The organism is Maribacter polysaccharolyticus (genome assembly GCF_028882255.1).
Lineage (GTDB): Bacteria > Bacteroidota > Bacteroidia > Flavobacteriales > Flavobacteriaceae > Maribacter_A > Maribacter_A polysaccharolyticus.
In genome coordinates, this window is record NZ_JARBUY010000003.1 from 489,246 (window position 1) to 516,019 (window position 26,774).

The following is a 26,774-nucleotide window of genomic DNA, read 5'->3' on the forward strand; positions in this document are numbered from 1 at the left end:
GCCCACGATTGCAACCTTGGCACGATTGGGAATATTCAGAATTCACAATCGGATTTCATGGGGCCTTCAGCGGTGCCTTCCCAGTCCGGGTCGGCTACACCGGTCCATGTTCTCGATTCCGGATCGAAGGTAACGGCGTGTACACGGGCAAATGCCCCATAGCGTTCAATTGGCTTTGCTTGAAAATGTGCTTTGGACCACGCAATGCTATCGGCAGCTACCCAGCCGTTGTTCGGGGTAAATTCCGCACTGAATTTTTTACCGTCAAAAAGGCTTTCCCCTGTTTCCTCGATTACAGACTTTCCAGGGTGGATCCGAGGTGCGGAAACCGCTTCCTTTATCCCTAGATTCCTGTCGATATATCTTGAAATCGTTTGGGCAATTCCGGAAAGGATCCGTATGCCGCCCGCGGCACCGAGAACCATGACCGTTTCACCGTCTTTGGTAACGATGGTAGGGGCAATGGTCGTCCTTGGTCTTGACCCGGGGGCTTGGTCTGAATCTGACAAATAAGATCCCATAGTCGAAGCGTATACAAACCCCAGCCCGGGGGTAATGACCTTTGATCCGAATAATGGACCCACGGTTTGCGTGATCGAAACTACCATCCCTGAACAATCGGAAGTTACGAAATGGGTGGTATGGTGGCTGTCGGTGCCCCAGGTATTGCCGCTCCAATCCGTATTGTCGGCAAGTAGATCGGTTGATTCAAAACTCCTATAATCGTAGGCTGCCATGGAACTTTCCATTTCCGGGACCTCTATGGATGTTGCCTGATCTTTGGCCCATTCCTTACTTTGTACCCGTGCCAGATCACGCTCTGTATAATCATCCTTCATGGAATTCAATGAAATGGCGAGGGCCTGATTCATTATGGCTGCCCATTGAACATCATTGATATGGGTCAAATCGAATTGCTCCAAAATATTAAGGGTTTTGATCAATAGTCCACCTCCTGAAGGTGCGGGCATGGAGTGGATCTTATAACCTCTGTAGTCGGTGGTTACATAGCGCATATCGGTGGCCTTGTAATTCTTTAGGTCTTCCAGACTGATGTAACCTCCGTTGGTTTCCATATCGGAGGCAATTTTTTCGGCTATGGATCCTTGGTAAAAGTCAGCACCTTCCGAATCCGAGATTCCCTGAAGTGTTTTGGCCAAATCCGGTTGTTTGAGTATTTCCCCGGCTTCATACGGAATCGAATCATTTTTGAGCATTTGTTTCTTGAACCCGGGGTCGTTTTTAATGTCCGGTAGGGCCATTTTCTGTCTTATGGCTTCCCCGGGTAAAACTTCAAAGCCATTGGAGGCATACTTGATCGAGGGAGCCATGATCTGGGATAGGGGTAGGGATCCGTGTTCTTTGTACAAGCGCATCAATGAGGCCACTACCCCGGGGGTAGCGATGGTTTTATGCCCTGATTTTACCGGGGTTTCGGGTGCTACATAGCTTATCGGTATTTCGGTCATGCCATTATACCCTTGAAAAGTACCTTCTTTGGTACGTACCAAAACTAAATTCCGTCCGCCGATTCCGTTCATGGTGGGTTCTACCACGGCTAAGGCAAAAGCGGTAGCCAGGGCTGCATCGGCAGCATTTCCCCCGGCTTCAAGCATTTCAAGTCCGGCCTGGGTGGCTAAAGGTTGGGCGGCCGCGACCATCCCATTTTGGGAGGTGGCAAATTGTGCATCCCCATCATCAATGGTTTGAACGGTTTTTTCACTTTTGTTTTTACAGGAGGTCGAGGCCAGGAATAGTACGGCCAGTACGATTTTAAAAAGCTTCATGGATTTTTGGTTTATGGTGGTTGGTTAAAAAGAACGGTCGATCTTGTTCAAAAGTAAAAAAAATACGACCTCATTTTATGTAAAAAAACCAGGGTACAATTACATTTTTAAATAAAAATCCTGTGTCAAGGCAATATAATCATCAGTGTATTGGTGCCTTTCCTTCTCGATAATGAGTTCGTTCATATCAACGTTGCCTTCAGTAAATGAGAACTGCAGCAAACTCCTTTTGATCTCTGATGTTGGGGTGCCTTTTACCCGGGTAATCCGTTCAGGGTACAATCCTTTATGGGAGGCCAACGCCAGGAATGGCCTTTCTTCCTTAAAAGGGATGATCGTTGAAAAAGTGCCGTTAGGGTTTAAAAGTAAGGATACCCCATCGATCAATTCCTCGAAGGGCAGGGATTGATTTTGTCTTGCGAGGTCCCTGGCCACATTGCCACTGGAAACTTCTTCGGAATGGAATGGGGGGTTCGAAATAATCAAGTCGTAGGTTTCCTCAATTTCCTCGGTAAACTCATCCAAACCGGCATGGTAGCAAAAGAGCCGGTCTCCCCAAGGGGAGGCCTCGAAATTACCAACACATTGTTCATAGGCATTTTCATCTATTTCCAAGGCATCGATGGTTTCGGCCCTACTGCGTTGGGCCAACATTAATGCGAGTAAACCGGTTCCCGTACCGATATCCAAAATGGATTGGGGCCGGTTCATCAAAGAGGTCCATGCCCCTAAGAGTACCCCGTCCGTACCGATTTTCATGGCGCAACGGTCCTGGTAGATTTCGAATTGTTTGAATTTAAAGGGTTTTGTCAAGGTTTAGGTCTTTTAAAAATGGATAAAGATTCCCCGATGTTTTTGCGGTTAAAGGAGATTTTTATGGCAAAGATATGGGCAATCGACTTAATTCTGCTATGGGGAATGATCAATCGGTAAAATCTTTTGTCAGGATGGGAGGGAACGTTTTAGCGAATTTTTACATTTCGGGATGTTTTGTCCCTATGGGGCTGTAATGCGCATTTTGGGGAACATCGTTTAGGATAGGCCAATCCATTCGCCCCTATGTACTTCATCATCCATGGGATAGGATTGAAAATTAACCCTTTTGCTTCCCTTACGATAAAATTTCGAATTCAAAGGAATATCGGTTGTTAATTTTTATCTGCTATATCGCTAAAAATTAGTCCGATGAATTTTTCTTTTGAAGAAAAACAACCTAGGTAAATTACATTATCGATAATATATCAACAAAATGTCAAAAGAAATTAAATAAATTTTGCAATATCATGAAAAACGTTGATAATTTGACAATAAATTAACCCATACCAAACTTTAAATTATTTAACGATGACAAAACCAAAACTACTATTGTTGTTGTTTTCGGTGCTTGCGTTACATTGTGTTTCAGCGCAAGAGAAAACAATCACAGGAACGGTTACCGACCAAAGTGCCATTCCTCTTCCCGGTGTTAATATTGTAGTTCAAGGCACTACAACGGGAACCCTGACCGATTTTGACGGGAATTTCACCATTAAGGCAAGTGAAGGCCAAACTTTGCTTTTTACGTATATAGGGTTAAAAGATAAGGAAATCACCCTAGGGTCTGAGAGCACCATTAGTGTTTCCATGGAGGAAGATGCACAGGCCTTGGACGAAGTAGTGGTTACGGCACTCGGTATTAAAAGGGAAAAAGCAAGCTTGGGTTATTCCCAGCAGAGCATTGCCGGCGAGAATATCGTTATGGCCAAAGAGACTGATATCAGTCAAGGGCTTGCAGGGAAAATAGCGGGGGTACAATTGGTAGGCTCGCCTAGTTCTACCTATGAGGCTTCCAATATCAGGCTTCGAGGCGAAGTTGGTGCCCTGTATGTGGTTGATGGGATCAAAGTGAATTCCTCAGCGGATATCAATATGGAAGATGTAGAGGATATTTCGGTACTAAAAGGAATTGCAGGTACGGCATTATACGGCCCTGAAGCCCGTAACGGTGCGGTAATCATTACCACCAAAAGTGCAAAGAGCGGTGAAACCAAAATTACGTTGGATGTTGCCTCTTCCATATCCAATCTTTATTTACTGCCCGAATATCAAAATGAATATGGTGGCGGTTATACACAACAATTTTCTGAACTCAACGGGGAATTGATCCCGAATTATTCTGCTGATGAGTCATGGGGTCCTAGGCTAGATGGGACTTTAGTGCGCCATTGGGACAGTTGGATCGAGGGTGATCCGGAATATGGGCAACTAAGGGCCTGGTCTCCAAATCCTGATAATGTGCGCGATTTTTATGAAACGGGGACAACCTCCAATATTACCCTTGGGTTTTTAAAGGGTGGCGAAAATTACAATATAAAAACGACCATCAACAATCTCAACACTAAACTCATCAATCCGAATAACAAAAGGGAGCAGACGACCATCTCGATGAAAGGCGAGTATAATGTAACCGAGAAACTTAAATTCAAAGGGGTTTTCAACTATCAATATAGATATACTTTCAATAATCCGGAAACCCGGGGTTATGCAGGGAACTTCAATGAATGGTGGCAACGCCAATTGGATATGGATCGGTTGAAAGATTACGAACGTAACGGTCAGATCGTTTCATGGAATATGAGGTCTTATGACAATCCCATCCCTTTGTATTGGGACTCCCCCTATTTCGAAGTTTATGAAAACCTAAACCATGAAACCAAAAACGCGGTTTATGGCAGCATAGGGCTGGAATATGAATTCAACGAAAATTTAACGGCCCTTGTGGACATCAGAAGAACGTTCGACCTTACCAATTTCGATGATCGGATCGGGTGGGGAGGACGATCTTTACCCTGGTATAAGGAACAGACCTCACAGAACAGTTTTACTGAAGCCTATGGCCAAATTAGTTACAATAAGGATTTTGGCGATATAGATGTGGTTTCCAGTATAGGGGGGCAATCGAACCAAAGAAAATATAAGTGGCTCAGGGCCCAAACTGTTGGAGGATTGCAGATTCCTAGTTATTACAGTATAAATACTTCCGTGGATACCCCGGATTATGATAGGGATACCGAGCACCAAAAGTTGAATTCCCTCTTTGCAACGGCTTCCGTTGGTTATAAAAGCATGTTGTATTTGGATGGTTCCTTTAGGAGGGACTGGGGATCTACCGCTACCGCGGATGAAAATAAATTGAATACCTATGGACTTACCGGTAGTTTTATATTTTCCAAACTTTTAAGCCCCGATAGCTTTATCAACTTCGGTAAAATAAGGGCGGGAATAGGACAGGCTCCAAGTTTCCCCGATGTGTACCAACTTCAAAGCTCTTATTCAATAGCGAACCCTTACGAATCCAGTGTGGCCCTTAGTGTGCCCTCCTCATTGGCCAATCCCAATTTAAAAGGTGGGGTCAGGGAAGAAAAGGAAATAGGGGCCGAACTGAAGTTCCTTCAAAATAGATTGGGGCTAGACTTTACTTATTTTACGAGAAGTGATAAAAACCTTCCTACCGACTTGACCCTAACGGGAGCCACGGGTTATTCCTCAACGGTTGGGAACGGGTCGATCATAGATACCAAAGGTTGGGAGGTAGCCATCAGTGCATCCCCATTCCGTACCGACGATTTTTCTTGGGACATGAATTTCAATATCTCCAGTTTTGATAAAAAAGTCGTTAAAATCAATGACCTGGTAACCTCTGTACAGGTGGCCAGTGGTAGAACGGCCTATCTGGTACACGATGCCAACGACGATTGGGGAAATATCTACGGCTATAACGTCGTGACCAATGAAGATGGGGTGCCTTTGATCAACAGTAGCGGCACAAAGGTATATACCGATAACTATGAAAAAGTAGGGAATGTACAAGCTGATTTCAACGGAGGGTTTATCAACTCTTTCCGTTACAAGAACTTTAATTTAGGCGTATCCATAGACTTCCAAGGAGGTGGTGAGTACTACTCCGTTACCCGTCAACTGTTGGCTTATTCAGGTTTGGGAGACTTTACCGTGGGAAATAATGAATTGGGTAATCCTTTACGTGATCAGGTTATAGATACCAACGGCAACGAAGTCAACGCGGTTTTGGCGACAAATGTAGGTGCGAATTCCGGGGGTGTCCTCGTGGAAGGGGTAGATGAGACCACAGGGGCTCCCGTATCCTATTATACCAGCGCATATACTTATTTTAAGAGTATGAACCGAAAAGCCGGCGAATGGATCTATGATGCCAGTTACGTTAAACTCCGTCAATTGACATTGGGCTACAATGTTCCCCAAAAAATAATCGAAAAGTTACCTGTAGAATCGATAGATATAAGTTTTTATGCCAACAACCTTTGGTTGATTTACTCGAAAATCGATGGTATTGACCCTTCTGAAATTGAGGCTTATGACAGTACGGATGACGATATACGTTGGACTGAATATGCCCAAGACCCTAACCAGAGGACGTTTGGTGTAGGCGTTAAGCTCACTTTTTAACTTGTCTAAAATAAAAAAATACATATCATGAAAGTATATTCAAAAATAATTTGTCCTATCCTGATGTCAGCCTTTTTCCTAGGGTGTGATAATGTGGATTTTGGAGATACCAATGTGGATCCCGATGTGACCACCGTAGTCGTTAGTAGCGGTCTACTTACCTATGCCGAACGCTATGTGGGTGATGTCGTGACCGATGAGATCGGTGACCTTTACACCCAACATATCTCGCAAATCACCTATACCGATGCCTCTAGGTATGTTACCCTAAGTTGGGATTCCGATTACCTATATCAAAACCCATTGGTGAACTTGAATACCATAATTGCTTTTAACTCCGATGAACAGTATGCTTCGGATCAAGCGGCTTATGGGTCCAATGCCAACCAAATTGCGGTAGCCATGATCTTGAAGGCTTATTTCTTTCAATTCATGACCGATCGTTGGGGTATGATCCCTTATACCGAGGCACTTCAGGGTACCGATAACACGTATCCGGTATTCGATAGTCAAGAAGTGGTCTACGATGGGCTTTTTAACGATATTGATGAAGCCTTGGCCATGATAGATGACGGGTCGGGCCCGACAGGGGATGTTATTTTCGATGGGGATATGGATCGATGGAAAAAGTTTGCGAACACCCTGAAGTTGGTTATGGCCCTAAGGCTTTCAAATGTATACCCCGAACCTAATGGCTATGCCGCTACCAAATTCCAGGAGGCCGTTGCAGGTGCCATTACCTCCCACGATGAAACCATTTATTATCCTTTCTTGGCAGATGATAACAATGACAATCCATGGCAGGATAATTTTCAGACTAGGGAGGATTATGCGGTAAGCGATGTATTGATCGATAGGTTTGTTGCCGATAACGACCCTAGGTTAGGGGCATATGCGGAGTATACCAGGTCTTCTGTTTCCTTGGGGTCTCCCGAGTATGTGGGAATGCCATATGGTATCCCCAATTCTGAATGGTTGGCAGCCGATGTTTCCTTCATTTCAAGCGACGTCATATACAACAGCGAGGCCCCAGGATTTATATATACGTATTCGCAAATCGCATTTTCTTTGGCAGAGGCCATTGAATTGGGTTGGATCAGTGGTGATGCGGCCGCATATTATGAAGATGGGATTTCAGCTTCTTTTGAATTATGGGGAGCTGGGGATGCCGATAGTTATATTGCGGCAAATCCCTTGAGTGCCGATGCGGAAACGGCAATGCAGCAAATAGCGGAAGAAAAATGGAAATCCTTATTTCTTCAAGGCTGGGAATCGTGGAGTGAATGGAGAAGGTTGGGATACCCTGAACTCGAGCCAGCAACCCTTCCTTACAACGGTGACGACGTTCCCGTAAGACAAGGGTATGACTCGGATTACCCGACCAACAATACGGAGAATTACAATGCGGCCATAAGTGCGCAAGGGGCCGATAATCTCAATACGAATATCTGGTGGGACAAAGTACACCCGATAACCAATAAATAATTGTTTTTGATTTAGTATGCAATGCTGGAGAAGGCCACGTTACCGAAAGGGACGTGGCTTTTGTTTTTTCTTGGTCCAAACATACAATGTGGATAATGACGGCATGGTCGTTTGTACATGAAATTGAAAAAATGCCCTATACATATAAGGGTCCTATTTAGAAATCCCTTCCGATTTACCCTAAATAAAGGTCTACCAACCCTTCCGGGGTATGTACAAAAATGGTCTTGTTTTCGCGGTCTACTTTGGTAATGATCTCATCGGTAATCGGAATCAATAATTCCTTACCTTCTTTATCGACTTCAAAAAGGGCTTGGGAAGTATGGTCATTGACACTTTTGATGATTCCGATATCGCCATGTGCACTGTCGATAAGCGTAAATCCGATAACTTCATGGAAATAGAATTTATCACCGCTCAATTTGGGTAGAAAGGAGAGGGGAAGGTATAGTTCGGAGCCCATGATGCGGTCGGCCTCGCTTTCGGTTTTTACTTCCTCGAAGTCGATTCGTAAGAGGTTGCTCTTGTGAAGACGGCATCTATCAATAAAAAATGGAACCAGATTGTTTCCCAAAGAAACAAATACTGATTCCATATTTTCGTAAATTTCAGGTTCATCGGTATCGAGTTTAACAAGTACCTCCCCTTTAAAACTATATTTTGAAACGATTTTACCTAGGTAAAAACAAGATGCCTTGTCCATCGTTCCGTATATTGATTACTCTTTTTCAGGAGTAGCTTCTTCAGCAGCTGGTGCTTCAGGTGCGGCCTCTTCAGCCTCGGCTTCTTCCCCTTCTGGAGTTTCCGGCAATGCGGCAGCTGCAGCTTCAGCAGCACGTTTTTCATTGATTTCTTTTTCAGCGGCCAAGGCTTTGGCTTTGGCATCCGCTTTTTCTTTGTCCAATCCACTTACTTTGGAAGCAACGGCTTGTTCTTTTTCCGCGATCCAGGCATTGAATTTTTCTTCCGCTTGCTCTTCGGTCAATGCTCCTTTACGAACACCGCCCAATAAATGGTGCTTCAATAAAATACCCTTATAGGAAAGTATCGCTCTTGCGGTATCAGTGGGTTGTGCCCCATTGCTCAACCATTGTACCGAACTGTCTACATTGATATTGATGGTTGCAGGGTTGGTGTTCGGATTGTAAGTTCCTAGTTTTTCCAAGAATTTACCATCTCTCTTTGCACGGGAATCCGCGGCTACGATCCAATAAAAAGGTTTACCTTTTTTACCGTGTCTCTGTAATCTAATCTTTACTGGCATATCACATTAATTTTGTAGGGTGCCCGACCCTCGGTTATTAATTCTTTTTTGTTTGTCCCTTAAAAGGGGCTGCAAATATACTTCAATTCTTGAAATGCACAATAGGTTTTTTGTTTATTTACACCGATGAGGTGGGTAGGTTGATAACTCATGATAACTAGCTATGGGGCCAAAGCCTCTTTTTTCATATTTTTACAGGCTATTTTTTTGATGCTAAAACACACTGGATGTACCTGATTTTTGATACTGAGACTACTGGATTGCCCAAGCGATGGGATGCTCCCATTACTGATGTCGACAATTGGCCGCGCTGTATACAAATTGCTTGGCAATTGCATGATGATATGGGTAAACTGGTAGAAAGTCAGGATTATTTGATACGTCCCGACGGATTCAATATACCTTATGATGCCGAACAGATACATGGGATATCCACCGCCTTGGCCGAACAGGAAGGGGTTCCCTTGTCCGAGGTTTTGGAGAAGTTCAATACCGCCATGGCCAAAACCAAGTTCATCGTTGGGCAGAATGTAGGTTTCGATGTCAATATCATGGGGGCTGAGTATCACCGTATGGGGGTAGACAACCCCTTACAGGAACTTCCTGTTTTGGATACCTGTACCGAGGAGACGGCCATGCTCTGTAAGATTCCCGGCGGTCGGGGGGGTAAATTCAAACTACCGACCCTTACCGAACTCCATGAACATCTTTTTAACGAACCGTTTGCCGAGGCACACAATGCTACGGCCGATGTGGAGGCGACGACGAGGTGTTTCTTGGAATTGGTGCGCCGTGAACAGTATACCCGCGAGCAGCTTGATGTACAACCCGATTATTTTAAGCGGTTCTCCGAAGCCAATCCGAAAGAGATAGCACTCATCGGTCTTAAACACATCAACCTTAAAAAGGCTTCGAAAAAGATTGCCGATGCCCTTTGGGAAAAAGATACCGGTGGGGCAACCCATGAAGAGATACAGGAAAACCTCGCCACGTTGGAAACGGCGGAGTTCGTACATCTGCATAATCACACCCAATTTTCCATTTTGCAGTCCACCATCAGTGTGCCCGATTTGATCCAGGCGGCCGCAGCGAACAAAATGCCTGCCGTGGCCATGACGGATCATGCGAATATGATGGGGGCCTTCCATTTTGTCAACGGGGTCATGAACCATAATAAGGGTGTGGTTTCCCGCAATGAAGCGCTGAAAAGACGCTATGAGGCCACTCAAAACGGCACCTTGGAAGAGGGGGAAGAGCCTTTGGACGAATTGCCCCCACTCGAAAAGGAAATCATCCCTATCGTAGGATGTGAGTTCCAGGTCTGTGAGAACCACGCCGATAAGTCCCAAAAAGACAATGGGTACCAAATAGTGATGTTGGCCAAGAACAAAAACGGCTACCATAACTTGGCAAAAATGTCGTCTATCGCTTTTGTTGATGGAAAGTACTACGTGCCTAGGATCGATAAAGACATTATAGAACGGTATAAGGAGGATGTTATCGTCCTAACCGGTAATCTTTATGGTGAGGTGCCCAGCAAAGTACTGAACGTTGGGGAAAAACAAGCTGAGGAAGCCTTGCTTTGGTGGAAAAAGACTTTTGGCGACGACCTGTATATGGAAATCATGCGTCACGGTCAGGAAGATGAGGACCGGGTAAACCAGGTGTTGATCCAATTTGCGAAAAAGCACGACATTAAACTGGTGGCCACGAACAATACCTATTATGCGAAGAAGGAGAATGCCAATGCGCATGATATCTTACTCTGTGTAAAAGACGGGGAAAAACAGGCGACTCCCATAGGAAGGGGGCGTGGTTACCGATATGGGTTGCCCAATCAGGAATATTACTTTAAGTCCTCCGAGGAAATGAAGGACCTTTTTAAGGATATCCCGGAAGCGATCACCAACATCCAGGAGGTCATTGATAAGGTAGAGGTGTTCACCCTTGCCCGGGATGTACTGTTGCCGGCCTTTGACATTCCCGAGGAATTTCAGTTTGAAGAGGATAAATTGGATGGGGGAAAACGCGGGGAAAATAAATACTTACGACATATTACTTACGAAGGGGCGAAAAAGCGGTATGGTGAAATCACCCCTGAAATTCAGGAACGTATCGATTTTGAGTTGCAGGTCATCGAGAAAACCGGATATCCGGGCTATTTCTTGATCGTCGAAGATTTTATTAGGGCCGCCCGTAAAATGGATGTGTCGGTAGGTCCTGGTCGGGGATCCGCAGCAGGTTCGGTGGTAGCCTATTGTTTGTGGATCACGAATTTAGACCCCATTAAGTACGATCTGCTTTTTGAGCGTTTTTTGAATCCCGATCGTGTGTCCATGCCCGATATCGATATCGATTTTGATGATGAGGGCCGTGGACGTGTTATGGAATATGTCATCGATAAATATGGTGCCAATCAGGTGGCCCAGATCATCACCTACGGTACCATGGCGGCAAAATCATCCATACGGGATACCGCTAGGGCGTTGGATCTGCCCTTGGGTGACGCCGATCGTATGGCGAAATTGATCCCCAATATGTCAAAACTCAAAAAGATCATTGGGGTAGATGAGGCCGTTTTGAAGAAAAAATTCAATAGTGAGGAACTGCTCAAGATCAATGAGTTGTTGAATATTTCGGAAGGGGAGGGACTGGAGTCGGAAACCTTGAACCAGGCCTATGTTTTGGAAGGTTCGGTCCGGAATACGGGGATCCATGCCTGTGGGGTGATCATAACCCCGGATGATATCACCAAGTTCGTGCCTGTGGCCTTGGCCAAGGATTCGGATATGTATTGTACCCAATTTGACAACTCGGTGGTTGAAAGTGCCGGACTGTTGAAGATGGATTTCTTGGGATTGAAGACCTTGACCCTGATCAAGGATACCGTTAAGATCGTAAAGGCGAAGCATGGTATCGAGTTGGATCCCGAGAATTTCCCCCTTGATGACGAGAAAACCTATGAGCTTTTCCAGCGAGGGGAAACCGTTGGGGTGTTCCAATATGAATCCCCAGGGATGCAAAAACACATGCGGTCGTTAAAACCTACCGTATTTGCGGATCTTATCGCCATGAATGCCCTGTACCGACCGGGACCCATGGAATACATACCGAGTTTCATTGCCCGTAAACACGGTACGGAAGAGATTATCTATGATTTGGATGCCTGCGAAGAGTATTTGGCGGAAACATACGGAATTACGGTTTACCAAGAGCAGGTGATGCTCCTTTCCCAAAAGCTGGCGGACTTTACCAAAGGTGAGGCCGATGTCTTGAGAAAGGCCATGGGTAAAAAGCAAAAGCACGTCCTGGATAAAATGAAGCCCAAGTTCATCAAACAGGCGGCGGCCAAAGGGCACCCTGAAGATGTACTTGAAAAAATCTGGAAAGACTGGGAAGCTTTCGCCTCTTATGCCTTCAATAAGTCGCACTCCACCTGTTACGCTTGGATAGCCTACCAGACCGCTTATTGTAAAGCGCATTACCCTGCGGAATATATGGCGGCGGTACTTTCCAATAACATGAACGACATAAAGCAGGTAACCTTCTTTATGGAAGAATGTAAGCGTATGGGCTTGGATGTTTTGGGTCCCGATGTCAATGAATCCTACTATAAGTTTGCCGTGAACAAGGACGGTGCCGTTCGTTTTGGAATGGGGGCCGTAAAAGGGGTCGGTCGTGCCGCGGTCGAGACCATTGTCGAAAATCGGAAAAAAGAGGGTCCGTATAAATCCGTTTTCGATATGGCCAAGCGTATCGATTTAAGGGCCTCTAACAAAAAAGCTTTTGAAAGTTTGGCCGTTGCCGGAGGGTTCGATTCTTTTGGGACCACCCATAGGGCCCAATATTTTCATCAGGAAGGTGACGGAGTTACCTTTTTGGAGAAAGTGATAAAGTATGGCTCCAAATATCAAGAGAACCAGAACTCTTCCCAAGTAAGCCTGTTCGGCGACGCCAGTGAGGTGCAGATCCCCGAGCCTGAAGTGCCTCCGTGCGAAGAATGGGGGACCATGGAAAAACTCCGAAGGGAAAAAGAAGTGGTCGGTATCTATATTTCGGGCCACCCCTTGGATGATTTTAAAACCGAGATCGATGCTTTTTGCAATGCAAGTGTTTCCAATCTTCAAAGATTAGGGGAAATCGTAAATCGCGAAGTTTCCATTGCAGGTGTTGTGACCGATGTGCAACACCGTGTTTCGAAAAACGGAAAAGGATGGGCCTCCTTCAACATTGAAGATTACACCGATTCTTTTGATTTCCGTATTTTTGGGGAAGAATACTTGAAATTCAGACACTTCCTTATGATCAACAACTTCGTCTATATAAAGGTGTTCGTTCGGGATGGATGGGTGAATCGGGATACGGGGACGAAAGGTGATCCACGGATCCAATTCAATAATTTTATGTTGCTCCAGGATGTAATGGAAACCTTTGCCAAAAAATTGACCATTAACCTGAATATCGATGAGCTTCGGGAAGAGGGTATCGATGATTTAAAGCATACCTTGGTGGCACATAAAGGAGACCATCCGTTGAATTTTATCGTATATGAAATGGAGGAGGAAATAAAGGTGACGTTAATGAGTAGAAAGCAGAAAGTTCAGATAACCAGCGAATTGTTGCATCAATTGGAAGCGAAGCAAGTACACTATAAGTTAAATTAGCGATAAATTTCTTTGATACCGGAATAGGTAAAATGTATATTGCGTTAGTAAGGGTAAGGCAAAATAATTGACTAAATTTGTATAACTAAAAACAAAAAGAAATGGCATTAGAAATAACAGACGCTACTTTTGACGAGGTAGTCTTAAAAAGTGATAAACCGGTAGTAGTGGATTTTTGGGCAGCATGGTGTGGTCCTTGCCGAATGGTAGGTCCTATCATCGATGAGGTAAGTACCGAGTATGATGGCAAAGCCGTAGTAGGAAAGGTCGATGTGGATGCGAACCAAGAATTTGCCGCTAAATACGGTGTGCGTAATATTCCGACCGTGTTGGTCTTCAAAGATGGTGAGATCGTGAATAGACAAGTAGGGGTGTCTCCTAAAAAGGTCTATACCGATGCCATTGATGCACTATTGTAAAAAGATTTTTTTTCGATTTAAAAGGCCCTTGCGATAGCGTTGGGGCCTTTTTGTTTTAAATTAGAGGTATAAATATCGGTATGGATCTTAGATCGGAATTGGATAAGGCGGGTTTATTCCAGAATTTGGAGCTCTTGGCACAACAGGTTGTAGAGGGGTTCATCAGTGGCATACACAAGAGTCCGTTTCACGGATTCTCCGCGGAATTTGCCGAACATAAGATTTATAACAAAGGGGAAAGTACCAAACATATCGATTGGAAATTGTTTGCCAAGACCGACAAGCTGTATACCAAAAGGTATGAGGAAGAAACCAACCTAAGGTGCCATATGATCCTGGATAATTCGGCCTCGATGTATTATCCGGAAATCGCAGCACCCACCATCGACAACCTAAACAAGATCGGTTTCGGGGTTTTGGCCATTGCTGCGATAATGAACATACTTAAACGGCAGCGTGATGCCGTAGGTCTGAGTGTTTTCTCGGACACCTACAGTTTCTATTCCTCGGAAAAAGGCAGCGAAAGGCACCATCATATGCTCCTGTCCAAATTAAGTGAGATCAGTTTGGATACCAAACCTGCAAAACAGACCGATATCTACGCGTATCTTCATTTAATAGCAGAAAAGATAAAAAGAAGAAGCTTGATCTTTTTGTTTACCGATATGTTCCAGAATACTACGGATGATGATCGTATTTTTGAGGCGCTACGTCATTTGAAATATAACAAGCATGAGGTAGTGTTGTTCCATTTGTTGGATGTGGATAAGGAATTGCACTTTGATTTCGGGAATTCCCCAAAGCGATTTTTGGACGTGGAGACCGGCGAACATATCGATTTGTTCTCCGATACGGTAAAAACCGGGTATGAAAAAGCCATTAAGACCTATTTTGATACGTTGAAATTAAAATGTGCCCAATATAAGATCAAGTATGTAGAGGTCGATGTACGGGGCGATTTCTCAAAGGTATTGAACACTTTTATGGTAGAGCGGCAAAATTTCCTATAAGGGAGATGAATATTTTTTGAAAAAATGTTTGCGGATATCAATTAGCAGTGTATATTTGCACTCGCTAAACGCCACGGTCTGGTAGTTCAGTTGGTTAGAATACCTGCCTGTCACGCAGGGGGTCGCGGGTTCGAGTCCCGTCCAGACCGCAAAGCTCCACGAAAGTGGGGCTTTTTTTATTTTATGTAATATTACGTCTACATCATTTATTCGATTTCCCACGATGTTTACTACAAGGGTTATTCTACGGATTTTGCAGTTCGATTAGAGCAGCACAATCAAGGGAAGTCGACCTATACAAAGGTTAATGGAACAAAGAAAAGAACCCAAACCTGGGATGGTTTATGCTATTTTTTTCTAAATCACACACAACTTTTGTGATTCTCCTTTCTACAATGTTTGTTCTACGGAGTATCGAACCACACGATCAAATGGGAGATTTTACCAATAAGTTTCCAGATTGGAATTGTGGTAATCTTTATTATAGCTTAATTTCATATCGTGTACTGCGACCTCCGCCCAAGGGTTTGAAAATGCCTTTATGAACCAGGTCTTGTAAGTCCCTAGTGGCTGTAGCTTTCGATGTACTGGCAATGGAAATATATTTACGGGCGTTCATGCCCCCTTCGAAACCTTGGTGGCCTTCTTCCAACATTCTACGAACCACTTTTTGTTGTCGTTCATTTAGTTCACTTTGATGTTTGTCAAAGAACTTGGTTTTTTTTAAGGTGAACTCGATTTCTTCCTCGGCATCGATTTGGGCATCCAAAACTGTTTTGACAAAGTAGTGTATCCAATCGGTGATTTCATTGGAACGCTGTGCGCTTTGCAAAGCATCATAATACTCTTTTTTATTACGCTCTATGGATTTGGATAGGCTAAATAAAACAGGACGACCTATACTTTGTGAAAGTGCTTTTTCCGCCACTGCCCTGCCTATTCTGCCATTACCATCCTCAAAAGGGTGTATGGATTGAAAATACAGATGGGCGATAGCGGATCGTATGATCGGTTTTTTGATTCTGTTTTGGGATTCATTGAACCATAAGATAAATCCACTCATTTCAGAAGGTACTTTATGTGATGGTGGAGCTTCAAAGTGAACTACCTCCCTTCCAATTGCTCCCGACACGATTTGCATAGGTTCCTCATGCGTTCGCCATTGCCCTATATGTATTCCACTACTACCTTTCATGAGTATGGTATGCCAATCGAATAACATCTTCTTGGTAAGAGGAGAGGTAACATGTTTGCGAATAGCCAACATTAACTCCGTTACCCCTTCCACTCTTTTATCTTTGGAGATAGGAAGATCAGGATTTAAACCCAAATTTCTTCTGATGGAAGACATTACATCTTTTCGGCTCAGATACTCCCCTTCAATTTCCGAGGTCTTTATCGCCTCAGAAACCATTAAGTTTATCATGGCCTCGGTTTGCTCCGTTTCGGAAAAGCCTTCCAATACCCCGCTGATTCGACCTGTTCGTCGGGCAAAATCAAAGAGGATATCTTCAATAGCATCGGTTGTGTATCGAAATTTAGGCCAGTCTTTTTGTTGCCAATTGTATCGCATGAGCCGATTATAAGTATAAAACGGCTCAAATATAATCAAAAAGTGAGCTGAATAAAAGAATTGTTTGGTTCGATTTGGTGAATAGCGAGTTTTATATACAGCTAGAAAAGTTGTCCTAATATAACTTCCAAAATGCAAAAATGTCTTCCGTTGACGCTCTGAGGACTAATTATGGGAAAATCCATATGAAAGTAGGATGTATCGTCAAAATATTATGCCTACGGTCATTGAGCGAGAGAGATAAACTAAGCCCAAATATACAGATTTCACGCCCAATCGTACAATTCTTACATAATTTATAAGAAAATTGCGGTAAATTTTTACCTCGAAATAGTCCTATCAGAAAAGTTTCTATCTAAAACTTTGGTTCCTCCCCCTCCCCACAAAAATAAGTCACTTTTAAAAATTTATGCGTTATGGAGGAAACACCACAAATGAACGATTTTCCATCGAGTTCAGACACTTTTCAAGTGAATCTGCCAACGCTCCCTTTGTTTACCCGTAGCAAGGCAGGTATCCTACTCGAAAACGCCCTACATGCCATTAATGGTTTTGGGGATGATGCGGAAAAAAAATTCCAAGGTTCGCTAAAAGAACTCCGTGAACTACCGGAAGAGGTCGTGCTTGAATTGGCGCAAGCTTTTGACGACAGATGTCAAAGGGATGCATACCCTGTAAAATGGGGATTGGTTTACTTGGCCACGGAACTCAAGCACAGTGCAGCCTATTCCTTTCTCAAGCGATTGATATTCACGCCTATTCCAGAGGAGCGTTCCAAGAATCCACACTCTTTTTCGACCGTAGCCGAAGAGACCATTCTTAGAACAACGGCAGTGGAGGGATTGCTGTTCTTTTTGAAGGATAGGAATGGAAAACCTCAAAAGGAGGCCACAGAAGTTCTCATGGAAAGTTTGGCATTGCCTTCGATTTCCATCGCCAGAGCTGCATTCCAAACTCTTGTTAAGGCCGATTTAGTAGATGATAAAATGAAGAAAAGAGTCAGAGAACTGCTTCCAAAAGACAGGCATTTTATCTTAAAGATAAAGCCCACAACGGTGGAGAAAGTAGAGCAGATCAAAGATCCCGAAAGTCATCTTAAACCTTTACGAAAGGGAGACAAAAGAAGAGAAAAGCCAGAGGCTCCACGCTTTGATGGTGATAATTAAAAGAATTCAACTAAATATTAAAAAATAGAAATATGGCTACTTGTACGTATACAGTTCCCAACAAAGATATCAGTGGTGATAACCTCTATGGACCTAGAGTATGTTGGCAGGCATTTATCGACTGGGCATGGAATGCCCACGGTTTTAGGAAAAATTATTGGGACGATGGTTTCGGGTATTATGATGTTTGTGATAACAACAAACCCCTTTGTCGTACCCTGTCCGCACTTTGGCTTCTCAATTATTCCGCAGAAGATTATTGGAATGAACAATGGAGTAATAACATTCTCCATTGGGGAAGGCGATATGTCAGACAACAGATCGATGATCTGCGGTCAAAATGTGGCGACGGATCGGCTATTGCGGCCGCTTTCAGAGGTCTTTTTGTGGATGATAGGGTAGAGCTTTATATGGGATTCTTTTATAGTAAAGATGTTCCCGGGCGAGCGGAAACCTTCATTCATGAATCCAGACACATGGGCGGAAAATCGCATAATGCCAATTTCCCTACTGGATCGGTTTTTGGAGGTGGAGGAAGCGGTGCGGATTCGACTTGGTCCTTTAACGGGGCTTGGATGTATGGCGCACTTTATCTTTGGTGGTTTTATGCCGATGGGAGGCGTACCACAAATGCACTGAAACAATCTGCTCGGCAGAGGGCCAACTTGGTCATTGATAACGCCTTTGCCACTCATCCGGGTTTCAACATCGCCTAGGTCGATTTAATTTCATTACACTAATAAGCCTCTCCGGTCACACCTGCCGTTATGGTAAATACAAAATAAACACGTAATTTGACAGGGGATGGCTTTACTCCTAAATTGTGGGAAACTCAATAAAAATAATAACTTGGCTACTGCTCATCCTAGTATATCCCACCACTACAAATCGGTGTTCAAATGATATGGAACCTTTAGTGAAAACAGGTCTTGATATTCAGGTTCATGATAGCTCAAATAGCTATCAATCGCTATATGTTTTTAAAAATAATACCGAATTTACCATTGTATCCAACGGAAATCGAAAAACGGGCCAACTTTCGGCTGAAGACCATTCCGGATTATTTGAGCTTCTAAGTAAAGCTAAGAGAAAGACGATAAGAAAACACAGCATTTTAGGTTCGGATACACTGACTTACCCCTATGTAAGTATCAGGGAAAGGGGAGTCGAGGCTGCGTTTGGAAGCCCTGGATTTTTCGTCGTGTTGCCGCTTGGTTCTGACAACCATCTTGTAACGGAAGTGACCACATTCATAAATTACCTATTCGCTAAATACCTGTAAATCAATATTTAATAATAGTGGAGGTGGGTAAGTTCTTTTGCTTATAACCGTACTCTATGGAAAAATAAATCTTAAAGGAAATTCTTTTCTCCAATTCCCAAATGATTGGTAGGTTCAAGTTTTCCATTTTATATTTCAAAATCATGGGTTGTGTATAGCAAAGGAATCGACTTCTAACTTTCGCTAAAAACGTCATTAATGATTTTGAAAAAGAGAAATATTCTAATATACTGACACTTAATGGACTAAATTTGATTTCTTGTGGATTATTTTGGCATTTGCCTTTTTTTATTACTAGGTTTAATCCACTTTATAAATCAAAAACATAATTTCAATGACCCGTAAATATTTATCTTTTGGTTATGATACCGAAAGACCCTATGGTGAGTTTGCCCAAACTAAAATCGGTAGTGAGCTTAGAAAAAAGCTGATGGGTTTTATCCGAAAGCTCAATGGCATGTTCGACCAAGAGGATGTTCCAAGAACGTTCTTTATCTTGGGACACTATTTAGAGGCTTGTTTAACCGATTATGATATAGATGCTTTACGGGAAGTTTATCATAAGGATAATCCACTTATAGAGCTACAGCAACATAGTTATTCCCACCCCATTATAAGAAAGATCAAAGGCAGGGAGGAAAAGAAAGTGATTACATCCGGGGAATTCATAAAGGACCTGCAACAGGCAGGGGAAGTAATAGAAAACATATTAGGGGTTTATCCGAATGGGGTCCGCACACCTATCGGCTATCACCATGATTTATCCGATATGCCTGAAATATTGGAAGGGATGCAGGGAATGGGAATTAGATACGTATCTTCAAATTTAAGAAGTGAGGATTCTTTGGAAGCCCCACTGAATAGGAATCGACAACCTCATGATTATGGAAATATAGGCTATCCGACAATTGTTGAAATGCCTTCCCATGGATGGCAGGATGTCATTTTCACGAAAGAGAAAGCAGCTATATTTTTAGGGCGCGAACCGGATTCCCAAGAGAAGATATGTAAACATTTTGACGAATTGCTTTTACAGGCAAATGACATTGACCTACCTGTTGTAAATATTGCGCTGTGTTTACATCCATGGGCGGTAATGGAATATGACCCACAATTTGAAATCCATAAACACATAATCAACTCCGCAAGAAGCATGGGGTTTGAACTAAAATCCTATGGCCAGGTTGCTGATATGTTCAGACATGAAATGAAATAAATGGGTCAATTGGTTTTATGTATGGATTTCCAAGTTCATCAAACACCCATATGTACTTTCTTTAGAAATCTGGAAAGGGGCAACGAATCGGTCGTAATTAAAATACCGCAAAGCTCTACGAAAGTGGGGCTTTTTTATTTTCTCCAATCCCATTGCGTCAACTACCCATAAAACATTCCTTTTCAGGGTACTAACAATGCCTTTTTCATTTCATATAGGTATCTTTAGGTATTGGGTAATGTGCATTGTCTAAAAAATCTTGTAACGCAATGGCCATACAGCGGAATAGTACGAATGTTCCCCAACGTAATCCATTAGGAAAACTTGCAGAACCTATTTTTCAGGCTGCTTTGGAACTCCTTATAGAGCGCTTGGTATACGATGCGGGCATAACCGAAGAACCAAAACAACCCTTTTATGGTGTGCTTGGTTCTAATATGGAGTTAAAGGATTTTTCCATAGGTTTTATCGAGGCTATGGAGATTGGGGAGTTGGCTTATAAAGGTGGAAGAAAGACGAAAAAAAACATACCATATGATCAATACCCAAAATTTATAGATCAACTGGCAGAAAAGTTACAGTTGACTTTTGTTGCCATTAAAGATATGGATTGCAATGTGTGCTTTGTCAACAGTCCAGAAATACGAGATGATTTCAGGACTAATTTTGCGGCCGTAGACATCCTCGATTATATCCATGCTGTTTGGCATTCCCCAAACTATAGGGAAAAATACAAGGAGTTTTTAAAAATGGATGTTCCTTTAGTACCTTACCCAAAAGAGGCAGCTACCTTTTGGAAATTGGCGAAACTAGGTGGGGAAATACGTCGGTTATATGTTTCCGGGGTTTCAGGGGTTGAAGCCTATATGACAAGTTATCCTAAAATGGGAAGTAACACCATAACCACAAATACCAGCAACAAGGATTGGGAGTTTTATGATGAAGAAAACAGACTTGGTAGAATATGGATAAATGAAGAACAGTATTTTGATTCCGTTCCCCTAGCTGCTTGGGAATTTTATTTAGGCGGTTATCAACCTGCCCAAAAATGGTTGAAAGACCGCAAAGGGCGAACCCTTGAACCTGAAGATATACTGCACTATCAAAAAATCATTGGTGTACTATCTGAAATCGAGGGGTTAATGAAAGAAATAGATAAGATGGACATAAAGTAAAAAAGAGTCTTTTAATTAGAATAGGCTCTTTTATCAGTAATATGAATGTTGTTTGGTATTCACTAAAATATTCTAGTGTTAATTTAGCTAATCGGGAATTTATAATTTCTTCCAAATCCTCTATTTTTAAATATTCGAAAATTGACTGTTTAGGAGTGTTCCAGACTGCAAAGTTCCACGAAAGTGGTTTTTTGTTTTAGAACAGGATATGGTATAAATAAAAAGGCATTTTCAATTTTGAAATTGCCTTTTGTGAATGAAAACTAGACAATGATTGGAGGATTGATTACATCGGATCGACTTTCCTTTGTGACATAAAATTGGCTTTCAGTGCTTTCCGATCTATTTTACCCGTATCTCCCTTGGGTACGGCATCGATGAAATGTATTTCGGAAGGCACTTTGAACTTGGCCAATTTTCCCAAGCAATACTCGCGTATCACCTCTGATGTGGTTGCTTTGGACGTTACCAATAAGGCGACGCCACATTCGCCCCATTTTTTGTGGGGAATGCCGAAAACCACGGCTTCCTTCACCAGGTCATGCTGCAAGAGCACACGTTCCACTTCCACGGGATACACATTTTCGCCTCCACTGATATACATATGTTTTTTGCGGTCTACGATATACAAAAAACCTTCCTCGTCCATTTTGGCGACATCCCCGGTTTTGAACCATCCCCCTTTTATACTGTCTTTTGTCGCCTCGGGGTTTTTCCAATATCCTGGGGTTACCATTGGGCCCGAAATACATAATTCCCCCGGCTCACCGGTACCTACGGCCTTACCGCTGTCGTTCACGATTTTCACTTTGACATAAAAATTGGGTTTGCCGATAGAGCCTTGCTTTCGCTCCGCTTCCCTTTGGTGCAGGGAGGTAAGGTTGGGACCTACTTCGGTAAGTCCATACCCCTGTCGGATGGGTACCTTTTTATGATGGTATTTTTGGATGAGGTCCAAAGGCATACTTTCGCCCCCTACGATGATGTAGTTGAGGTTGCCGATATCCGTTTTTTCGAATTCGGGAAGTTCGGCCATCATCTTCAGCATGGTAGGAACGCCCATAAAAAGGTCGAGTTCTTCCTGAACGATGCATTGCAATATGTGGGAGGCATCGAATTTTTTGAATAGGATGATCGTACCCCCATTGTGCAATACAGGGGCCAAAAGCACATTCCACCCCCCGGTATGGAAAAGGGGCATACAGTTAAGGGTTTTGGTCGTACTGCTGATAACCAGGCTTAAGGCCGTATTGATGCTGTTCCAAAAAAGCATTTTATGGGTGTATAAGGTGCCCTTGGGAAACCCCGTGGTACCACTGGTGTAAAGAATGAACACGGGTTCGTCTTCATGGAGCTCCTCATGGTAGTGCCGGCCTTCGTCTTTTGTAAAATGGATATAGGGTTCAATGGGCTCATAGGTGGCCTCGTATTTTAGTTGTTGCACGTCATAGGATGAGGTGCCATAGAGTACCAATCGGCAGGCGGAATCATTGAGCAGGTATTCCACTTCTTCATGGGCCAATCTGTAATTTATGGGCACCAAGATCACCCCCATTTTTTGGGCAACCCCCAAAAGAAGTACTTGGGCAAGGTTGTTCTCTGAAATAATCGCAACACGATCCCCTTTCTGTAGTTGGTGCTTGTGTTTAAAGTAGTGGGCAATACCGTCCGCAGCCTTGTTCATTTGGGCATAGGTGAGCCCCTCACCCGAATCGGCATCCTTCAAGGCGATTTTATCGGGCGTATAGGCCGCCCATTTATGGAACCAATCAAAAGTATTGATCATCTTCTAAAGTTACAGTATAAAAGCATTCGCTGCAAAGGCGAGTCCGCCCCCCGAACCTATAAAGAACAGGGTGTCGCCTTCTTTTATTTTCCCTTCTTCCCATGCCTTATGGAACGCTATGGGGATACAGGCCGATCCGGTATACCCATAATGGTGCATTACGGTAAAGGCCTTGTTCATGGGGACCCCTAAGAGGTTCAAGGTTTCCCTTATGGCATTGATATTGATTTGGGTGATCAAGAATTGATCTACATCGGTAACGTCGATACCCATTTTCGTGGCAAGGCCTTTCGCCAATTGGCTCCACATCTCCGGATTCAATTCCGGAGGGAATTTTTTTATGAACTTCAGCTTATGGTCTTTGTTTGCCAAAATTTCCTGGGTGACGGGATATTTGGTGCCCCCGCCATAGATACCCATCCAGTCGGCATATTCCCCTTTGGAAATCAATTTACCTGTCTGATGCCCTTTGTCTTTTTCCTCGGTAGCGGTAAGGATGACCGCCCCGGCCCCGTCGGCAAAGAGGGTTACCGTTTTTTTGTCGGTTTTATCCAGGTATTTGCTCATGCCATAGGCCCCGATCACCATCACGGTATCCATACCGCCACTTTTGATGAAATGGGTCGCCGTTTCGGTAGCGGTGACGAACCCGGCACAGGCCGAATTAAGGTCGAAAGTCCCTGCGTTTACAGCCCCTATCCTATGCTGTACCACGGCCGATGTGGAAGGGGAAATATATTCCGGGGTGTCTGTGGCAATAATGAGCAAGTCGAGGTCAATGGCTTTCAACCCTGCGTTCTTTAGGGCGGCGTTGGCCGCTTTTTCACAGAGATCGGCCGTAGATTCCCCTTCTTTGCACCACCTTCGCTCAAAAATCTCGACATTGGTCCGCAACCAGCTGTCCACATCTTCCCCCAATAGCCTGTCAAAATAGGCATTGGTATATATATCCTCGGGAACGTACATCCCCGAGGAAATTATTTTTGCATTTCTCATCGAAAAGAATTGAAGGTTATTTAATCCAGATTGAATTTTGCTTCCAGTACATATAAACCACCTGTTGGGGGCGATGCGGTGAACTCCCTCATTTCGGTATTGAACAAATTGGTCGCTGCAAAGGATAAGGTGAAACTATCGGAGAAATGATACCCGAAGTTAAGGTCAAAGGTTACAAAGCCCCCTAAGGGTCCGTAGTTATATGAATCCGTGCTCGGTGCATCCTCTATGATCGGCGAGCCCCGGTAGGTGTAATCGGGTAACGTTTCCGAAGCGATCTGGTAGCTCGAAAAATAATTGTACTCTTCCACCCATCGGCTAAAAAGGGAGGCAAAGAACTTTTCGCCATTATGATTTACGCCTGCACCAAATTTGTGTGTCGGGGAATTGATCAGGAAATCAAGGAAATTGACCTCTCCGTCATTGTTGAAATCATTGTCCATATTGTCTTCATCAAAGGAGTAATCAAAATAGGAATAGTTCGCCGTAAGGTTCCATTTTGGGGAAATGCTATAGGTGAGCGCAAAGTCGGCCCCATAGGTGTTGACTTTACCGAAATTGATGTACGTGGCGACCAAGCCATTGTAAAAGGCGTATCCCGATTGTACCTCTTCAATGGGGGTATCACCGCGGTGGGTGGCCACACCGATTACGGTTACCGGGCTAAGGAAGTCTTTATTGATATTGTAGTAGGCGTTGAAGTCCCCATATAATCTTGACGACAAACTGCCACGGTACCCGATTTCATAGGTGTCCACTTTTTCGACCCCCTGGGATTCGACCATACTGCCATCGGTCAATGTAAAGCCTTCCGCATTACCCAAGATCAATCCGGAAAACAGGTCGCCATATAGGTTGAGGATGGTCGGGGCCGCAATACCCTGTCCATAGGTCAATCTTAATGTCCCCTTGTCAAACGCCTTGAGCAGACCTAATTTCGGAATGAAATTGGTGCCGTAGATCTCATGGTTGTCTATACGTGCGGCGGCAATCCCCCTATATCCGTGGCCGAAATTATAGTCGAGGTGTACGTAGCCCCCGATTTGTGCCACATCTATATAGTCGTCCTCATCTTCGTCAAGGAGGTAGGTGCCGTGGCTATTGGCTTTGTCCAATTGCCATTGCAGGCCCGTTACCAGTTCCAGTTTATCGTCGAACAAGGTGTTGGAGTATTGGACCTCGGCATTGAACCTTTTGGAATCATCGATGAATTTTGCGGCACTGGCATAGGAATATTCCCCGGAGGCTTCTTCTTCGGTCAGTCCGGAATCTATACCCCTATAATATTGTTTCGTACGTTCATCAATGGAGTAGGTATCGTCTGTTTTACTATTGGTGAAATAGGCCTGGGCAAAGAAATTCCGCGTATTGAAGCGCAATTGCCATAAATTGATCCTCCAGTCTATAATCTGGTTTCTACCCACATTCGTAGGGGATAGGTAAGTACTGTTGCTATGCCCGTAGGTCGCTATGAAATCCGTTCCTTCGGTAGGGGAGAAATAGGCACTGGCTTCGGTCTTGAAAAATTCCACATCGTTGTCGAGGTCGTATTCGGGATATCCTTCCTTGATCCCATCGGCATTGCGGTCTATATATACCGAGTCGGCATAGATGAACTCGGTCGCTTTCGTATATTCCCCGGTCGCCTTAAAGGCCCATTTATCACTGAATTTTTTGGCGAACCGCAGTCGTGCCGAATAATACCCGTTTCCGTCACTATTTACCCCTAGGTTGGTGGCGATCGTAGTGCCCTCATATATTCTGGGGTCTTTGGTGATCGTATTGATCAAGCCATTATGTGCGTTAGGGCCATACAAGGTGGCATTGGGTCCCAGGACCACCTCTATCTGTTCAATATCTTCTTTGATGGTCGTGGTCAATGGCCCCATGGGCAGTCCCGTGGCAATTAAACTGGAGTTTCTGCCATCGGTCACTTGAAGGTTCTTGGAATTGAAATTGGAGTTGAATCCCCTGATGTTGAAGGCCGGAACGGCAATACCGGCCCTAAAGTAATCGATACCTTTTTCACGCGCCAAGAGCTCCGCCGGATTTCCCGCATATTCGGCGATCTGTCGTGGGGAAATGGTGACTACCGTTGCCGGGGAGTTCGTGATTTTTTCCGGTTTTTTCGATCCCGATATAATGACCACTTCATCCAAAAGCAGGCTGGCTTGCAAAGAAACATCTATGGTCATTCCTTCAGGGCCCAGGATAATGGATCTTGCCACTGGGGCAAAACCGATATAGGAGAACCGTAGCATGTGTTTTCCTTCTTTCAATAAGAGCTCGTAGTTTCCATTCGCATCGGTAGACGTACCCACGCTGATCTCTGAAACATACACACTTGCGCCCTCCAAAGGATTGCCTTCATCATCGGTGACCGTACCGGTCACTGCAACGTCTTGGGCCAGCATACCTGCCATGCCCAAGAACAATACTAATACTGTCTGTAATTTTTTCATTGTGTTATTCGATTTAGTTAATCTA

Annotated in this window: 19 protein-coding genes and 1 tRNA gene; 12 read left to right on the forward strand and 8 right to left on the reverse strand. The window is 43.9% G+C overall.

Going from position 1 to position 26,774, the window contains the following annotated elements:
• Positions 1–35: 35 nt before the first annotated feature.
• Together PHU20_RS11655 and PHU20_RS11660 are read right to left on the reverse strand one after the other, a co-directional pair.
• A complete protein-coding gene (locus PHU20_RS11655; RefSeq protein ID WP_274825545.1) occupies positions 36–1,787 on the reverse strand; it encodes a gamma-glutamyltransferase family protein in 1,752 nt (583 codons plus the stop codon).
• Between the two features lie 99 nt (positions 1,788–1,886).
• Entirely contained in the window at positions 1,887–2,600 is a 714-nt protein-coding gene (locus PHU20_RS11660) for a tRNA1(Val) (adenine(37)-N6)-methyltransferase (protein WP_274825546.1), read from the reverse strand.
• Between the two features lie 531 nt (positions 2,601–3,131).
• On the opposite strand from PHU20_RS11660, the gene PHU20_RS11665 reads away from it, so the two are divergent.
• Together PHU20_RS11665 and PHU20_RS11670 are read left to right on the forward strand one after the other, a co-directional pair.
• Positions 3,132–6,251 carry a SusC/RagA family TonB-linked outer membrane protein gene (locus PHU20_RS11665; RefSeq protein ID WP_274825547.1) on the forward strand — a complete coding sequence of 1,040 codons (3,120 nt, stop codon included), beginning with the start codon at positions 3,132–3,134 and terminating at the stop codon, positions 6,249–6,251.
• Positions 6,252–6,278: 27 nt separating this feature from the next.
• Positions 6,279–7,736 carry a SusD/RagB family nutrient-binding outer membrane lipoprotein gene (locus tag PHU20_RS11670; RefSeq protein ID WP_274825548.1) on the forward strand — a complete coding sequence of 486 codons (1,458 nt, stop codon included), beginning with the start codon at positions 6,279–6,281 and terminating at the stop codon, positions 7,734–7,736.
• Between the two features lie 175 nt (positions 7,737–7,911).
• On the opposite strand, the gene rimM is transcribed toward PHU20_RS11670, so the two are convergent.
• Both rimM and PHU20_RS11680 read right to left on the reverse strand, forming a co-directional pair.
• A complete protein-coding gene (gene rimM / locus PHU20_RS11675) occupies positions 7,912–8,439 on the reverse strand; it encodes a ribosome maturation factor RimM (RefSeq protein WP_274825549.1) in 528 nt (175 codons plus the stop codon).
• A gap of 15 nt (positions 8,440–8,454) precedes the next feature.
• On the reverse strand, positions 8,455–9,000 hold the full coding sequence (locus PHU20_RS11680; RefSeq protein WP_274825550.1) for a 30S ribosomal protein S16: 546 nt from the start codon (positions 8,998–9,000) through the stop codon (positions 8,455–8,457).
• A gap of 227 nt (positions 9,001–9,227) precedes the next feature.
• On the opposite strand from PHU20_RS11680, the gene dnaE reads away from it, so the two are divergent.
• The 5 genes from dnaE (at position 9,228) to PHU20_RS20155 (ending at position 15,474) form a co-directional block, all read left to right on the forward strand.
• Positions 9,228–13,664 carry a DNA polymerase III subunit alpha gene (gene dnaE / locus PHU20_RS11685; RefSeq protein ID WP_274825551.1) on the forward strand — a complete coding sequence of 1,479 codons (4,437 nt, stop codon included), beginning with the start codon at positions 9,228–9,230 and terminating at the stop codon, positions 13,662–13,664.
• Between the two features lie 101 nt (positions 13,665–13,765).
• Complete coding sequence (gene trxA, locus PHU20_RS11690; protein ID WP_274825552.1) at positions 13,766–14,083, forward strand: thioredoxin; 318 nt, start codon at positions 13,766–13,768, stop codon at positions 14,081–14,083.
• A gap of 80 nt (positions 14,084–14,163) precedes the next feature.
• Positions 14,164–15,093: a DUF58 domain-containing protein gene (locus PHU20_RS11695; RefSeq protein ID WP_274825553.1), complete on the forward strand. Its 930-nt coding sequence runs from the start codon at positions 14,164–14,166 to the stop codon at positions 15,091–15,093.
• Positions 15,094–15,168: 75 nt separating this feature from the next.
• A tRNA-Asp gene (locus tag PHU20_RS11700) sits at positions 15,169–15,242 on the forward strand.
• A gap of 52 nt (positions 15,243–15,294) precedes the next feature.
• A complete protein-coding gene (locus PHU20_RS20155) occupies positions 15,295–15,474 on the forward strand; it encodes a GIY-YIG nuclease family protein (protein ID WP_420828678.1) in 180 nt (59 codons plus the stop codon).
• A 100-nt stretch (positions 15,475–15,574) separates the two neighbouring features.
• Here the strand turns inward: PHU20_RS20155 and PHU20_RS11705 are convergent, their stop codons facing one another.
• Positions 15,575–16,666, reverse strand: coding sequence for a Fic family protein (locus tag PHU20_RS11705; RefSeq protein WP_274825554.1), 1,092 nt, complete (start codon positions 16,664–16,666; stop codon positions 15,575–15,577).
• A 416-nt stretch (positions 16,667–17,082) separates the two neighbouring features.
• On the opposite strand from PHU20_RS11705, the gene PHU20_RS11710 reads away from it, so the two are divergent.
• The 5 genes from PHU20_RS11710 (at position 17,083) to PHU20_RS11730 (ending at position 21,505) form a co-directional block, all read left to right on the forward strand.
• Positions 17,083–17,832 carry a hypothetical protein gene (locus PHU20_RS11710; RefSeq protein WP_274825555.1) on the forward strand — a complete coding sequence of 250 codons (750 nt, stop codon included), beginning with the start codon at positions 17,083–17,085 and terminating at the stop codon, positions 17,830–17,832.
• A 32-nt stretch (positions 17,833–17,864) separates the two neighbouring features.
• Positions 17,865–18,548, forward strand: a complete 684-nt coding sequence (locus tag PHU20_RS11715; RefSeq protein WP_274825556.1) for a hypothetical protein — start codon at positions 17,865–17,867, stop codon at positions 18,546–18,548.
• Positions 18,549–18,736: 188 nt separating this feature from the next.
• A complete protein-coding gene (locus tag PHU20_RS11720; protein WP_274825557.1) occupies positions 18,737–19,114 on the forward strand; it encodes a hypothetical protein in 378 nt (125 codons plus the stop codon).
• Between the two features lie 334 nt (positions 19,115–19,448).
• Positions 19,449–20,330, forward strand: a complete 882-nt coding sequence (locus tag PHU20_RS11725; protein ID WP_274825558.1) for a polysaccharide deacetylase family protein — start codon at positions 19,449–19,451, stop codon at positions 20,328–20,330.
• Between the two features lie 269 nt (positions 20,331–20,599).
• Positions 20,600–21,505 (forward strand): type ISP restriction/modification enzyme, encoded by a 906-nt coding sequence (locus PHU20_RS11730; protein ID WP_274825559.1) that lies wholly within the window; start codon positions 20,600–20,602, stop codon positions 21,503–21,505.
• Positions 21,506–21,791: 286 nt separating this feature from the next.
• Here PHU20_RS11730 and PHU20_RS11735 read toward each other — a convergent pair whose 3' ends face one another.
• Genes PHU20_RS11735 through PHU20_RS11745 form a run of 3 tightly spaced genes read right to left on the reverse strand, consistent with a single transcriptional unit; the run spans position 21,792 to position 26,749 of the window.
• On the reverse strand, positions 21,792–23,291 hold the full coding sequence (locus tag PHU20_RS11735; RefSeq protein WP_274825560.1) for a class I adenylate-forming enzyme family protein: 1,500 nt from the start codon (positions 23,289–23,291) through the stop codon (positions 21,792–21,794).
• A 9-nt stretch (positions 23,292–23,300) separates the two neighbouring features.
• On the reverse strand, positions 23,301–24,287 hold the full coding sequence (locus tag PHU20_RS11740; RefSeq protein WP_274825561.1) for a 3-oxoacyl-ACP synthase III family protein: 987 nt from the start codon (positions 24,285–24,287) through the stop codon (positions 23,301–23,303).
• 20 nt (positions 24,288–24,307) lie between these two features.
• Entirely contained in the window at positions 24,308–26,749 is a 2,442-nt protein-coding gene (locus PHU20_RS11745) for a TonB-dependent receptor (RefSeq protein WP_274825562.1), read from the reverse strand.
• Between the last annotated feature and the right edge of the window lie 25 nt (positions 26,750–26,774).

Coding starts and splice junctions, on each gene's coding strand:
- PHU20_RS11655 (WP_274825545.1), bottom strand. CDS start 1,787: ATGAAGCTTTTTAAAATCGTACTGGCCGTACTATTCCTGGCCTCGACC.
- PHU20_RS11665 (WP_274825547.1), top strand. CDS start 3,132: ATGACAAAACCAAAACTACTATTGTTGTTGTTTTCGGTGCTTGCGTTA.
- PHU20_RS11670 (WP_274825548.1), top strand. CDS start 6,279: ATGAAAGTATATTCAAAAATAATTTGTCCTATCCTGATGTCAGCCTTT.
- rimM (WP_274825549.1), bottom strand. CDS start 8,439: ATGGACAAGGCATCTTGTTTTTACCTAGGTAAAATCGTTTCAAAATAT.
- PHU20_RS11680 (WP_274825550.1), bottom strand. CDS start 9,000: ATGCCAGTAAAGATTAGATTACAGAGACACGGTAAAAAAGGTAAACCT.
- dnaE (WP_274825551.1), top strand. CDS start 9,228: ATGTACCTGATTTTTGATACTGAGACTACTGGATTGCCCAAGCGATGG.
- trxA (WP_274825552.1), top strand. CDS start 13,766: ATGGCATTAGAAATAACAGACGCTACTTTTGACGAGGTAGTCTTAAAA.
- PHU20_RS11695 (WP_274825553.1), top strand. CDS start 14,164: ATGGATCTTAGATCGGAATTGGATAAGGCGGGTTTATTCCAGAATTTG.
- PHU20_RS11705 (WP_274825554.1), bottom strand. CDS start 16,666: ATGCGATACAATTGGCAACAAAAAGACTGGCCTAAATTTCGATACACA.
- PHU20_RS11710 (WP_274825555.1), top strand. CDS start 17,083: ATGGAGGAAACACCACAAATGAACGATTTTCCATCGAGTTCAGACACT.
- PHU20_RS11715 (WP_274825556.1), top strand. CDS start 17,865: ATGGCTACTTGTACGTATACAGTTCCCAACAAAGATATCAGTGGTGAT.
- PHU20_RS11720 (WP_274825557.1), top strand. CDS start 18,737: ATGGAACCTTTAGTGAAAACAGGTCTTGATATTCAGGTTCATGATAGC.
- PHU20_RS11725 (WP_274825558.1), top strand. CDS start 19,449: ATGACCCGTAAATATTTATCTTTTGGTTATGATACCGAAAGACCCTAT.
- PHU20_RS11730 (WP_274825559.1), top strand. CDS start 20,600: ATGGCCATACAGCGGAATAGTACGAATGTTCCCCAACGTAATCCATTA.
- PHU20_RS11735 (WP_274825560.1), bottom strand. CDS start 23,291: ATGATCAATACTTTTGATTGGTTCCATAAATGGGCGGCCTATACGCCC.
- PHU20_RS11740 (WP_274825561.1), bottom strand. CDS start 24,287: ATGAGAAATGCAAAAATAATTTCCTCGGGGATGTACGTTCCCGAGGAT.
- PHU20_RS11745 (WP_274825562.1), bottom strand. CDS start 26,749: ATGAAAAAATTACAGACAGTATTAGTATTGTTCTTGGGCATGGCAGGT.